We start from the raw sequence: 13,629 nt of genomic DNA, 5'->3' as shown, positions 1-13,629 counted from the left end.
GTTGGTCCAGGCGGGGGCCTGATTTAAATGAGTAAGACAGGCAGGTCACTGGAAGGCGCACGCAGCCGTACGCAGATTATCGTGCTGTTCTTCGCGCTCATCGTGTTCATCATGTTGCTGTTCGCCAACTTCGCTTACCTCAATACTCAGTCGAACTACGACAAGCAGTACATCGGGCATGCCGGAGAGCTGCGCGTGCTGTCCCAGCGCATCGCGAAAAATGCTACCGAAGCGGCCGCAGGCAAGGCCCAGGCCTTCAAGCTGCTGGCCGATGCGCGCAACGATTTCGACCTGCGTTGGGGCTACCTGAGAAAAGGCGATCCCAACACCAGCCTGCCCGCCGCGCCGTCATCGATCCGCGACGAACTGCGCAACGTGCAGAACGATTGGGAAGCGCTGCGCAAGAACACCGACGTGATTCTGGCCAGCGAGCAGACCGTGCTGTCGCTGCATCAGGTGGCTGCAACCCTTGCCGAGACCATTCCGCAGTTGCAGGCCGAATACGAAAAGGTTGTCGAGATTCTTCTGCAGAGCAAAGCGCCTGCCGCGCAGGTTGTGGTCGCCCAGCGTCAGGCCTTGTTGGCCGAGCGGATTCTGGGATCGGTCAACACGGTGCTGGCGGGTGATGAAACCGCCGTGCAGGCGGCCGATGCCTTTGGCCGTGACGCCAGCCAGTTCGGGCGTGTGCTTAACGGGATGCTGGAAGGCAACGCCACCATGCGCATTGCCCAGGTCGAAGACCGGGATGCGCGAGCGCGGCTGGCCGAGATTGCCGAGTTGTTCGAGTTCGTATCCGGCTCGGTGGACGAAATTCTGGAGACCTCGCCCGAGCTGTATCGCGTACGGGAAGCGTCGGGCAACATCTTCAATACCTCGCAGACCCTGCTGGACGAGACCTCAGTGCTGGCCAACAGCCTGGAAAATCTGGCCAACCGACGCACCGTCAACACCGTGGGCGGTTACGTGCTGGGGCTTCTGGCGCTGATGTCGATCATTCTGATTGCGCTGGTGATGGTTCGCGAAACCAACCGCCAGTTGCGTGAAACCGCACAGAAGAGCGAGCGTAACCAGAACGCGATCATGCGCCTGCTCGATGAAATCGAAAATCTGGCCGATGGCGATCTGACCGTCACCGCCTCGGTAACCGAAGACTTCACCGGTGCCATCGCCGACTCGATCAATTACTCCATCGATCAATTGCGTGAGCTGGTGGTCACCATCAACCTCACGGCAGAGCAGGTGGCCTCGGCGGTTGCCGAAACCCAGGCCACGGCCATGCAGTTGTCCGCAGCTTCCCGGCATCAGGCGTTGCAGATCAGCGCGGCCTCGACTTCGATCAACGACATGGCGGCGTCCATCGATCAGGTGTCGGCCAATGCCTCTGAATCCTCATCAGTGGCCGAGCGTTCGGTGACCATCGCCAACAAGGGCAACGAGGTGGTGCATAACACCATTCGCGGCATGGACAATATTCGCGAGCAGATTCAGGACACCTCCAAACGCATCAAGCGTCTGGGCGAGTCTTCGCAGGAAATCGGCGACATTGTCAGCCTGATCGATGACATTGCCGATCAGACCAACATTCTGGCCCTCAATGCGGCCATTCAGGCTTCCATGGCGGGTGATGCCGGGCGTGGTTTTGCCGTGGTTGCCGACGAAGTCCAGCGGCTCGCCGAGCGTTCGTCTTCGGCCACCAAACAGATCGAGACGCTGGTACGGGCGATCCAGAACGACACCAACGAGGCGGTCATCTCCATGGAGCAGACCACCAGCGAAGTGGTGCGTGGCGCGCGGCTGGCGCAGGATGCAGGCGTCGCGCTCGAAGAGATCGAAGGCGTGTCCAGAGTGCTGGCCGAGCTGATCGAAAGTATCACCGATGCCGCGCGGCAACAGGCCGAGTCGGCCGGACAGATCTCCCAGACCATGAGCGTGATCCAGCAGACCACCTCACAGACCACCTCGGGCACCGCGGCAACCGCCGAGAGCATTGGCAACCTGGCGAAGATGGCCAGCGAAATGCGTCGTTCGGTGTCGGGTTTCACCTTGCCGCCATCGAAAAAAATCGGATGATGTTCACTCAATGAACGATCTGGACCGGGTAAAGGGCGGTATCTGTCATGGCTGATCGTCACGACTATGTGGCGCTGGAGTGGCTCAAGGGCGAGATCGCCGAGACGCTCACGCAGGCACGTCATGCACTGGACGAATTCATCGAAAACCCTGCGGACGAGGCTGCGATAGCCGAGTGCCTGAACCTTGTGCATCAGGTGCATGGCAGCCTGCAGATGATCGAATTCTACGGCGCAGCGCTGCTGGCCGAGGAAATCGAGCAACTGGTGCTGGCCGTGCAGCAGAAACGCGTCAGCCATCCGGTCGAGTCCGAGCAGTTGCTGATTCAGGCGATGACCCAGTTGCCGGTGTATCTGGAGCGCATTCATTCGGCGCGCCGGGATCTGCCTTTGGTGGTCCTGCCGCTGCTCAACGACTTGCGCAGCGCCCGTGGCGAAAGCCTGCTGTCGGAAACCAGCCTGTTCGCCCCGCAACTGGTCGTTGTTCCCGCATTGGACGAGGAAGAACTGGCCCGGCGTAATACGCCTGATCTGCCCAATCTGTTGCGCAAGTTGCGTCAGACCCTGCAGGCTGCTTTGGCGGGCCTGATGCGCGAGCAGGGCGTCAAGACGCAACTCGGTTACATGGCCAAGGTATTCGCCCGTCTGGAACAGCTTTGTGAAGATGCGCCGCTGGGGCCGCTCTGGCGAATCGCCACGGCACTGGTCGAGACCATGCTCAACGGCAACTTCGCCAACAGCCCGGCACTGCGCAGCCTGCTCAAGGATGCCGACAAGGAACTCAAACGACTGGCCGAGCAGGGCATCGAAGGTATTAACCAGCCTGCGCCCGAAGAACTGCTGAAAAGTCTGCTGTTCTACATCGCCAAGTCCGACAGCCTCGCGCCGAAGATGCTCGATCTCAAGGATCAGTACGCGCTCGCCGATGCGTTGCCCGGCAACGACGTGGTCAATGAAGAACGCGCCCGCATGGCCGGGCCGGACCGTGACGCCATGCGCTCGGTCATCGTGGCCTTGTGTGAAGGGCTGGTGCGGGTCAAGGAACGGCTGGATGTGTTCGTGCGCGGCGACCGGGAGCACGTCAGCGAGCTGAACCCCTTGCTGCCGCCGTTGCGGCAGATCGCTGACACCCTGGCGGTGCTCGGTTTCGGCCAGCCGCGCAAGGTCATCATCGACCAGCTTGCGGTGGTGCAGGGCATGGCGCATGGGCAGCGCGAGCCCAGCGATGCGGCGTTGATGGACGTGGCGGGTGCCTTGCTGTACGTCGAGTCGACCCTGGCCGGCATGGCGGGCAGTACCGAGCAGGACAGCCGTGAAGACAGCCGTCTGCCGACCACCGACCTGACCCAGATCCACCAGTTGGTGATTCGCGAAGCGCGTGTGGTGCTGCAGCAGGCCAAGGACGTGATTCTGGAGTACATCGACAGCGAATGGGACCGCCAGCGCCTCGACCCGCTGTGCGCCTTGCTGGTCCAGGTGCGCGGCGCGCTGGCAATGATTCCGCTGGCGCGAGCGGCCAGTCTGCTGGCAGCGTGCAACGAATACATTCAGGAACACCTGCTGGTGGACGAGACGCGTCCCGGCGCGATGCAGCTCGACTCTCTGGCCGACACCATCAGCTGCGTCGAGTACTACCTGGAACGCATGGGCGAAGACCATGAAGCGCCGGGCGACCAGATCCTCGACATGGCGCAGCAGAGTCTGGCCCGGCTGGGCTACACGCCAGCGCCGGACTCTCTGGAAGTGCCGCTGCTCGACGAAGTCATCACCCAGGACGAACTGCTGGCGCTGGACGACCGCAAGGCGCTGGTCAGCCCGACGCAGACCATCGCTCAAGTGCTGGCCAGACCGGTCTCGGCCGTCAATCCGCCGGCCCGTAATGCGCCCACCAGCCTGCTGCCACCGCCCGCCGGTGAAGACGCCGTAGACGACGAACTGCGTGAAGTGTTTCTGGAGGAGGCTGACGAAGTACTGGACGCTCTGCGCGAGTACCTGCCTCGCTGGTTTGCTTCGCTGGGCAAGGGCGATCAGTGGGATGTGGTCGCGCTGACCGAAGTGCGCCGTGCCTTTCACACCTTGAAGGGCAGCGGCCGAATGGTGCGGGCATTGATTCTGAGCGAACTGGCCTGGGCCGTGGAAAACCTCCTGAACCGCGTGCTGGAGGGCGATGTGCCGCCAGCGCTGGACGTCCAGCAGTTGCTGACCGATGTGCTGGTGTTGCTGCCGCTGGTCATCAAGGATTATGCCGAAGGGTCGCAGCGTCAGCGCGACGATGTCGACCTGCTGGCCGCGCGCGCTCATGCATTGGCCAACGGCCTGGAGCCGCCAGCACTGCCGGTGCAGCCGAACGAGCCCAATGTCGAAGTCATCGATCCGCAATTGCTGGAGATCTTCCGTCAGGAAGCCCTCGGGCACCTGGGCACGCTGGATCGCTTCCTTGAAAGCGCCGAACAGTCACCGTCGCCCTCGATCAGCGACAGCCTGTTGCGTGCCTTGCATACCCTCAAGGGCAGCGCACACATGGCGGGCGTTTTGCCGATAGCCGAACTGGCCAGCCCGCTGGATCAACTGGTGCGCGAGTACAAGGCCAACCTGATCGCCATCGGCATGCCCGAAATCCGTCTGCTGCGCAGCGCCGAGCCGCTGTTGCGCAAGGGGCTGGAGCAACTGGACAGCCAGCCGCTGGCACCGATTCCCGGCGCGCCTGCCCTGATCGAGGCCGCCTGCGCGCTGCTCAATGACCGCCTGACCGCTGCCCTGCGCGAGTCGGACAACGGCCTGCGCATCAAGCGTAATCCGAAACTCATCGCCAGCTTTCTGGCTGAAGGCATGGACATCGTGCTGGATGCGGAAAACCTGCTGCGACGCTGGCGTGAACATCCCGGCGAGCGACAGGAACTCAGTGCGCTGCTCGATGAGCTGACCACTCTGGGTCATGGCGCGCATCTGGCCGATCTGCCGCAGGTCGATGAGCTGTGCGAAGCCTTGCTCGACCTGTATGGCGCAGTGGAGGAAAGCAGCCTGGCGGTCAGCGATCAGTTCTTCGACGATGCCGAGCGGGCTCACGAAGCGCTAATCAATATGCTCGATCAGGTCGCGGCCGGGCAGGACGTCGACCCGCGTCCCGAATGCGTGCGGGCCTTGCACGACCTGCTCGAACAGGCACTTGACCCTTCCGCGACCGGGCTGATCAAAAGCGATGGTCATCAAACGCTGAGTGTTACCGAACTCAATGCCGCCACCGCACAACTGGCCAGCGAGGCCCCGCAGTCCGAAGCTCTGTCATCTGAAGCGGCCAGTCTGGACGACGAAATTGTCGAAATATTTCTCGAGGAAGCCGTCGACATCCTCGACAGTGCCGGGCAAGCCTTGCAGCGCTGGCTGGACGAGCCGGAAAACCCGTTGCCGCTGTCTTCGTTGCAACGCGATCTGCACACCCTGAAAGGTGGTGCACGAATGGCAGAAGTCGCCGAAGTGGGCGATCTGGCCCATGAGCTGGAGAACCTTTACGAGGGGCTGATCGACCGGCGCTTCAACCATTCGCCGCAACTGGCCGAACTGCTTCTCAAGAGCCACGACGAACTGGCGATCATGCTGGAACAGTTGTTTCGGCACGAAGCGCTCAGCGATCCGGCGCCACTGATCGACGCATTGATTCAGTGTCGCAACGGCGAGTTCGGCGAGCCTGAGCCCGTTGCGCCAACGAAACACGTCGAAGAGCCGCAGGAACGCGATACCGAACTGCTGGAAATCTTCCTCGAAGAAGGCTTCGACTTGCTGGAAAGCTCCGGCGCATCCCTGTCGCGCTGGCAGGCTGACCCGCAGAACACCCTGGAAGTCGAGAACCTGCTGCGTGATCTGCATACGCTGAAGGGCGGGGCGCGCATGGTCGAGATCGCCCCCATCGGTGACCTTGCCCATGAGCTTGAAACGCTCTATGAAGGTTTGTCGTCAGGTGTCATGCAGGCTGATCCGCTGATGATGAGCCTGCTGCAGAGCGGTCATGACGTGCTGGCCGACATGCTCGATGCTGTGCGGACCGAAAAACCGCTGCCTGATGCGACTCTGCTGATTCAAAATATTCAGAACCTCGCCAGCCAGGAACCCGGACAGCGGCTGCCGCTGGTGAACGCGCCCGAGCCGGAACCCGTGGCTGCACCGGCGGCCGCAGCGGAAGCCGAGTCCGAGCGCAACGTGCCGGAGACGATCAAGGTGCCGGCCGAGCAGCTGGAGAATCTGGTCAACCTGGCGGGCGAGACCTCGATCTTTCGGGGACGCATCGAACAGCAGATGCTCGACGCTCAGGTCGCGCTGGTGGAGATGGAGACGACCATCGAGCGGATGCGCGATCAGTTGCGACGTCTGGACATGGAAACCCAGGGTCGCATCCTCAGCCGCGAGCAGGTGCAGGCCGAACGCCTTGGCTACGAAGAATTCGATCCGCTGGAAATGGACCGCCACTCCCAGTTGCAGCAGCTGTCCCGCGCGCTGTTCGAGTCGGCATCCGACCTGATGGACCTCAAGGAAACCCTTGGCGCACGCACGCGTGACGCCGAAATGCTGTTGTCGCAGCAGGCACGGGTCAACACCCAGCTGCAGGAAGGCCTGATGCGTACGCGCATGGTGCCTTTCGAGCGCATGGTCCCGCGCTTGCGACGTGTCGTGCGGCAGGTCGCGACCCAGTTGAACAAAAAGGTGCAGTTCGAGGTGGCCAACGCCGACGGCGAAATGGACCGTAATGTGCTGGAACGGATGGTCGCGCCGCTGGAGCACATGCTGCGCAACGCCGTCGACCACGGCCTTGAAAGCACTGAAAGGCGCCTTGCGGCGGGCAAGCCCGAGCAGGGGTTGATCACGCTGGAACTGATGCACGAGGGCGGCGACATCCTGATCGAGCTCAGCGATGACGGGTCGGGTGTCGATCTGGCCGCCGTGCGGCGCAAGGCGATCAAGCGCGGCATGATCCACCCCGATGCCGATCTGGCCGATCACGAGGTTCTGCCGTTCATCCTGCAGGCTGGATTCTCCACGACGGAAATCATCACGCAGATTTCCGGACGTGGCGTGGGCATGGACGTGGTGCACGCCGAGGTCAAACAATTGGGCGGATCGATGGTGATCGACTCGACGCCGGGCAAGGGCACTCGCTTCAGGATTCGCCTGCCATTCTCGGTCTCGGTCAATCGCGCGCTGATGGTCACCTGCGGCGAAGAGCAGTACGCCGTGCCGCTGAACACCGTCGATGGCATCGTGCGGGTCATGCCCAATGAACTGGACACCTGCTACCAGACCAGCCCGCCGCGCTATCAGTACGGCGGACGCAGCTATGAATTGCGCTATCTGGGTGAGCTGATCGACAACAGCCCGCCACGCCTGATCGGCCAGCTCGAGCCGCTGCCGGTGCTGCTGGTGCATCTGCAGGACCAGTGGGTGGCCGTGCAGGTTGATGCGCTGGCCGGCTCGCGGGAAATCGTGGTCAAGAACCTCGGCCCGCAATTCGCCAGGGTTCAGGGCATTTCCGGCGCAACCATTCTGGGCGATGGTCGTGTGGTGCTGATTCTCGACCTGATGGCGCAGATTCGTACCTTGCAGGGCCGCCTGCACAGACCTGCAACTGACGGACCGGTGCAGACATTCCATGAGATCGAACAGGCCAGGCCGCTGCTGGTCATGGTGGTGGACGACTCTGTCACGGTGCGCAAGGTGACCGGCCGACTGCTGGAACGCCACGGCATGCACGTGCTCACGGCGAAGGACGGTGTCGATGCCATGAGCCTGCTTCAGGAACACACCCCAGACATCATGCTGCTGGACATCGAGATGCCGCGCATGGACGGCTTCGAAGTGGCCAGCCAGATTCGTCATGACGAGCAGCTCAAGGATTTGCCGATCATCATGATCACTTCCCGCTCTGGCCAGAAACACCGCGACCGCGCCATGGCGATTGGCGTCAACGAGTACCTGAGCAAGCCGTATCAAGAGAGCGTGCTGCTGGACAGCATCGCCTACTGGAGTCAGGTCAATGTCTGAAAGCACGTTCCAGACCAGCCGTCTGACCAGTCTCACCGGCCTGCTGTTGCCCTTGAGCGACCGCCACCTGTTGCTGCCCAATGTGGCCGTTGCAGAACTGATCGACTATCAGGACTGCAGCGCCGAGCCAGGCGCGCCCGAGTGGTACCTGGGGCCTATCAGTTGGCGTGAACTCAGCTTGCCGCTGCTCAGTTTCGAAGCCGCCTGCGGCGGCCGCACCCGGGTCGGCGGTCGTGCCCGCATCGTGGTGCTCAATGCGCTGGGAGGACGCCATGACGTCCGGTTCATCGCCCTGCTGACCCAAGGCATCCCGCGCTCCTGCAAGGTCGACAGCCAGTTGAGCTACGTCGACGTGCCCCTGGCCGAGCTGGAGCTGGCGGCGGTGCAGGTCGGCGACACCGTCGCCCGTATTCCCGATCTGGAAGGGCTGGAGCAATGGCTGGTCGATGCGGGGCTGGCCAATCCATCAGTGCGCGGCTGAAAACGGACGCGGAGCGTCCTGGGCGGCATACCCACGCGGAGCGTAGGAACGATCATTCCCGATATTGATCGTGCCCATCGCTCTGAAGTGGGCATGCATCCCGTGACGCTCCGCGTCACTTCTTGCGAATTGCGGGGATCACGACGAACAGCTGATTTCCAGGTGCTTGCCCCAGTCCGGTGGGCGCTGGGCGTAGCGGTCCATGTCGGGTTGTTCGGTGAAGGGGTTGCAGAGCACTTCGTGCAGGCGGCGGACTTCTTCGTAGTCGCCTTTTTCGGCGGCTTGAATCGCGTTTTGTGCAAGGTAGTTGCGCAGGATGTAGAGCGGATTGACTGCGTGCATGCGGGTTTTGCGTTCGTCTTCCGAGGTGTTTTCCTCTTGGGCGATGCGCGCCAGATAGGTCTCGCCCCAACTGTCGAAGCCCTTGATGTCGACGAAGTCATCACGCAAAACGCGCAGCGCTTCGGCTGCCGGTGCATCGCCCAGTCGACGGAAGAAGAGGGTGTAATCGACGCCGCTGTTCTGCATCAGTTGCAGCAGGCGACTGATCAATATGTCGTCCTGCTCGTCGTCCTGCTCGTTGGCTTGAGTCAGGCCGAGGCGACGGCGCATCAGGTCCCGGTAGTGCGCCTGATACAGCGGCAGGAACAGACCGATGGTTTCGCGCAGCGCGTCCACGCTGATGAACGGCGTCAGGGCCTGCGCCAATGCGCTGAGATTCCATTGCGCGATGGGCACCTGATTGCTGAAGGAGTAGCGGCCTTCGTGATCGGAATGGTTGCAGATAAAGTGCTGATCGAAATCGTCCAGAAACGCGAACGGCCCGAAGTCGAAGGTGATGCCCAGAATCGACATGTTGTCGGTGTTCATCACACCATGGCAGAAACCATAGGCCTGCCACTTGGCGATCAGCTCGGCGTTGCGCTCGACGATTTCCCGGAACATCGCCAGATACGGCTCGGGCTGCTCCTGGCACTGCGGGTAGTGCATCGTCAGTACATGCTCGGCCAGTTGCTTCAACTGTTCCGGCTGCTTGGTGTAGTAGAAGTATTCAAGACTGCCGAAGCGCACATGGCTGTGAGCCAGACGCAGGACCATCGCGGCGCGTTCCTCGGTTTCCCGCCAGACTGGCGTGCTGGAGCCGATCACACAGGCGGCGCGGCTGCTGGGAACGCCCAGTGCATGCAGGGCTTCGGAGGCCAGAAATTCGCGGATCGAAGAGCGCAGCACCGCGCGACCATCGCCCATGCGCGAGTAGGGTGTCTGTCCGGCACCCTTGAGGTGCAGGTCCCAGTGCTCGCCTGCGTCGTTGTAGACCTCGCCCAGCAGCAGCCCGCGCCCATCCCCCAGGCGCGGGTTGTACGAACCGAACTGATGGCCGGAATAGACCATCGCCCGCGGCTCGGCTTCCTGCCAGAGCTTGTGTCCGGCAAAGATTTCCGCAAACAGAGGCGTTTCGGCCTGGCTCGGGTCAAGGTCCAGCAAGGACAGTGCGGCCTTGCTGGCGACCACGAGACGCGGTTCGGCGATGGGTTCAGGCAGGACTGAGGTGGAGAACGCATCGCCCAAGCGGGCGAAGCGGTTGTCGAAGACGAGTTCGTCGAGGGCTTTCACAGGCCATCTCCAGCAAAATGTGAGGGCATTCTGCTGGGGTTGACCCGATCAGTCGAGCCTGAGTTCAGGCGGTTCTGGCGCATCCTTGGTGGCGGGTGCCACTTTGGTGTTGACCGGCGGTGTGGCCTTCTCGGTCGGCAGCACGGTCTTTTCCTCGGCGTCTACGGGCACCATCTTGTATTCCTTGCCCTGGGTGTTCTTGAGGTAGATCTCCATCTGGCGGAACGAGATGTTGATCTTCTGCTTCTTGAACTCGCGGTTGATGAACCGGTTGATCTCGTCCAGCACCGGGTTGCGGTCGCCCAGATCGCGAACGTGCATGCGCAGTTCGTGATCCAGCGTGCTTTCGCCGAAATTCAGGAAGTAGACGATCGGTTCCGGCTCTTTCAGGACCCGAGGGTTCTCACGGGCCGCCTGCAACAGCAGGTCGCGAACCAGGTCCAGGTCCGAGCCGTAGTCCACGCCGAGCTTCAGGGTCACTCGGGTAATGGTGTCGGTCAACGACCAGTTGATGAGCTGGCCGGTGATGAACGTCTTGTTCGGGACGATGATGTCCTTGCGGTCGAAGTCGGTGATGGTCGTGGCACGGATACGGATCTTGCTGACCGTACCCGACAGGTTGCCGATGGTGATGGTGTCGCCGATCCGCACCGGACGTTCAAATAGAATCATGATGCCGGAGATGAAGTTGGCGAAGATCTCCTGCATCCCGAAGCCGAGACCGACCGACAGCGCTGCCACCAGCCACTGCAACTTGTCCCAGCTCACGCCGAGTGTCGAGAGCGTGGTGACGAAGCCGATCCCGGCGATGGCATAGGACAGCAAGGTGGTGGTCGCATAGGCACTGCCCTGCGCCAGATTCAGGCGTGACAACACCAGCACTTCCAGCAGACCGGGCAGGTTACCCGCGAGCACAAAGGTGATGGCGATGATCACCACCGCGCCGATGAAATCGCCCAGGCTGATCGGCACCATGCTCATGTTGGCACCGGTGCCGCTGGTGTACTCATAGAGCGTGATGTTGTCGAGATAGGCAAACACTGTGATCAGATCGGCCCAGACCAGATACAGCGCGCCGATGAAACCGCCCAGCAAGGCCAGACGAATCAGACGCAGCGATTGCTGGTTGACCTGTTCGATGTCCAGTTTGGGTTCTTCGACCGGTGTATCGCTGTCGCCGTTTTCGCGAGCAGCCTGACGTTTGGCCAAGGCGCGCTGGTAGGCCAGGCGGCGTGCCGCCACACCCAGGCCGCGCACGAAGGTGGCCTCCACCACCAGCCAGAGCATGAGCAGGTACAGCGTATCGATCAGTCGGTCGCTGAGCTTGAGCGCGGTGTAGTAGTAGCCGAAGCAAACCGCCACGAACAGGGCGACGGGCAATGCGGTGAACGCCATGCCCACGGCTTTGCGAAACAGCGACGCGTTGTGGTGGGTCGGGCTCGAAACCAGCAGGCGACCCAGCAGCCAGGCCATCAGTGCGTAGCAGGTCAGCACTACGCCAATCCCCAGTACGTCGTCGGCCAGCGCGGCAGGCTGATGTTCGGCGACCGCTACAACGGCGACCAGCGCCAGTACCACCAGCCCGAGGCGACGGACCCAGCCCCGCAGGAATTCGACCTGCGCCGTCTCCCAGCGGAAATGCAGTTGCGCAACGCCCGATGGAGCAAGCACGCGATAGGCGGTGTAGAACACCAGCCAGGCCAGAGCGATCTGCAGCAGCGCTTCGCCCAGGTTGGCGTTTTGTCCGCGGGCATCGATCTGCAGCGCATAGCCGCACAAGGCGAGCCCGAGTGCGACAGGCATGGCCAGCAGCACGTTGATCAGCAAGGCCAGCGGGGTTTTCCACTGACTGTCACGCTTGAAGTGGCCGATGTCGGCGTGCAGGCGGTTCAGACGCTGATACAGCGCCTTGCGCCGCCAGGTCAGCACACCGATCAGCAACAGCAGCGGCAGGAACAGCAGAGGGCGCTGCGTCAGGCCGTCCGACAGTTCGCTGAGGCTGGACGTCCAGGGCAGGGTGGCGACCTGTTTTTCAAGGCGCGGCCAGATGTTCTGGAACCACTCGATGTCCAGCGGCTTGTTGCTGGGAATCCAGAACATCTGCTCATCCAGCGTGGAGCGCAGGCCGATGGCGGTGCTGGTCAGCTGTTTCTGGTTCAGTTGCAGGGTGATGGATTCGTTGAGCAGCGCACTGAGTTCACGGTTCAGGCGCTCGAGCAGATCGCTGCGGGTGATTGCCAGATCCAGCAAGGTCCGGCGCAACTGCGGCGTTACGTTTTCTGGTGGCTGCGTGGTGAGCAGTTTTTCGACATACGCCGTTGGCGTGCTCATCTGCTCGCGTTTCTGGTTGATCTCGAACTGATACAGACGAATGTTGGCGATTTCGTCTGCCAGCCCCTTGTCCAGTTCCAGATGCGGCAACGACTGCTTCTGCTTGTAGAGAATCTTGGACAGCAGCAGGCTGCCGCTGAGGACATTGATCTGCTCGCTCAGCGCCTGATCGGTCTGGGTCAGGTTGTCCAGTTGCTGCTTGGTCTTGAGGTTCTGCTGGGTCAGTTCGTTGAGGCGGTCGGTGCCGCGCAGCAGGTAGTCGGACAGCTGCAGGTTGTAGGCGCTTTCGGTCGCCAGCAGGCTGCTGCCACCGGACTTCTGGGCTTCAAGGGACAGGTCGGCCACGGTTTTCTGCGACTGGGCACGACGCTTGTCGTTGATCAGGGTCTGCAGGTCCTGGATTTCCTGCTCCTGACGCGCGACCTTCTCGGTGAGCAGGTCATGCTGGCTGTTGCCCAGATCCTGCAACTGGCTGTTGCCGGCCAGTTCCTGACGGCGCAACAGGTTCAGGGCATTGATCGACGCCAGCTCGGCGTTGAGCAGGTTGCGTTGATCGGCGCTCAGGGCCTTGCCGTTGTCCTTGCCCAGTTTGAGGATCGCATTGATCTGCTGGATGCGGTTCTGGTTGGCGCTGATTTCCGCCTGGGCACGCTCGGGGCGGGTCTGGGCGGTAATGCTCAGGCTGTTGGCGTCATTGAGTTCTTTCTGCAGATCGCTTTGCTGGGTACTGCGCTGGCTGAGCATCTGCTCCAGCTGCGGCACATCAAGGCCGCCGTAGCGCTGCGCAATCGGTACGATTTTGCTTTCCTTCAGGCGACTCAGCTCACGCTGGTTCTCGCTGGTCTGTTTGGGCGCCTGATTGAGTTGCTGCTTGAGTGCGGTCAGCTTCTGCTCGCTGTCCTGCTTGCTGGCCAGGAACGCCAGTGTTTGCTCGAGCACCTGCTGCAGCGCTTTCTGGTCGGCGTCCGGCAGTTTGCGGTCGGCGATCTTGTCCAGACTCTGCTGCACGGCCTCACTGGTGGGCGGGTCGGCGGCAAAGGCTGGAGAGATGGAAAGGCTAAGCGTAAACAGTGCGGCAGCACAAAAAGAGCGCAGGGAAAACAT

Annotated in this window: 5 protein-coding genes; 3 read left to right on the top strand and 2 right to left on the bottom strand. The window is 61.9% G+C overall.

Translation table 11 applies throughout. The features are described 5' to 3' along the window. Nucleotides 1-27: 27 nt before the first annotated feature. Genes CFBP1590_RS24345 through CFBP1590_RS24335 form a run of 3 tightly spaced genes read left to right on the top strand, consistent with a single transcriptional unit; the run spans nucleotide 28 to nucleotide 8,580 of the window. Nucleotides 28-2,070 (top strand): methyl-accepting chemotaxis protein, encoded by a 2,043-nt coding sequence (locus tag CFBP1590_RS24345; RefSeq protein ID WP_004884366.1) that lies wholly within the window; start codon nucleotides 28-30, stop codon nucleotides 2,068-2,070. A gap of 47 nt (nucleotides 2,071-2,117) precedes the next feature. Next, nucleotides 2,118-8,099: an Hpt domain-containing protein gene (locus CFBP1590_RS24340; RefSeq protein ID WP_088236083.1), complete on the top strand. Its 5,982-nt coding sequence runs from the start codon at nucleotides 2,118-2,120 to the stop codon at nucleotides 8,097-8,099. Beyond that, nucleotides 8,092-8,580: a chemotaxis protein CheW gene (locus tag CFBP1590_RS24335; protein ID WP_088236082.1), complete on the top strand. Its 489-nt coding sequence runs from the start codon at nucleotides 8,092-8,094 to the stop codon at nucleotides 8,578-8,580. The genes CFBP1590_RS24340 and CFBP1590_RS24335 overlap by 8 nt, the downstream gene beginning before the upstream one ends. Before the next feature lie 138 nt (nucleotides 8,581-8,718). Here the strand turns inward: CFBP1590_RS24335 and selO are convergent, their stop codons facing one another. Together selO and mscK are read right to left on the bottom strand one after the other, a co-directional pair. After that, nucleotides 8,719-10,194 (bottom strand): protein adenylyltransferase SelO, encoded by a 1,476-nt coding sequence (gene selO / locus CFBP1590_RS24330; RefSeq protein ID WP_088236081.1) that lies wholly within the window; start codon nucleotides 10,192-10,194, stop codon nucleotides 8,719-8,721. Between the two features lie 48 nt (nucleotides 10,195-10,242). Continuing rightward, entirely contained in the window at nucleotides 10,243-13,629 is a 3,387-nt protein-coding gene (gene mscK / locus CFBP1590_RS24325) for a mechanosensitive channel MscK (RefSeq protein WP_088236080.1), read from the bottom strand.

The sequence above is a fragment of the Pseudomonas viridiflava genome (genome assembly GCF_900184295.1).
In the GTDB taxonomy this organism is placed as follows: domain Bacteria; phylum Pseudomonadota; class Gammaproteobacteria; order Pseudomonadales; family Pseudomonadaceae; genus Aquipseudomonas; species Aquipseudomonas viridiflava.
The sequence above is the reverse complement of the archived record's forward strand: the minus strand, read 5'-3'. Positions and strand labels throughout refer to the sequence as shown.

Bases quoted from the DNA above. Each gene is read 5' to 3' on its own strand.
- CFBP1590_RS24345 (WP_004884366.1), top strand. From the start codon at position 28: ATGAGTAAGACAGGCAGGTCACTGGAAGGCGCACGCAGCCGTACGCAG.
- CFBP1590_RS24340 (WP_088236083.1), top strand. From the start codon at position 2,118: ATGGCTGATCGTCACGACTATGTGGCGCTGGAGTGGCTCAAGGGCGAG.
- CFBP1590_RS24335 (WP_088236082.1), top strand. From the start codon at position 8,092: ATGTCTGAAAGCACGTTCCAGACCAGCCGTCTGACCAGTCTCACCGGC.
- mscK (WP_088236080.1), bottom strand. From the start codon at position 13,629: ATGTTTTCCCTGCGCTCTTTTTGTGCTGCCGCACTGTTTACGCTTAGC.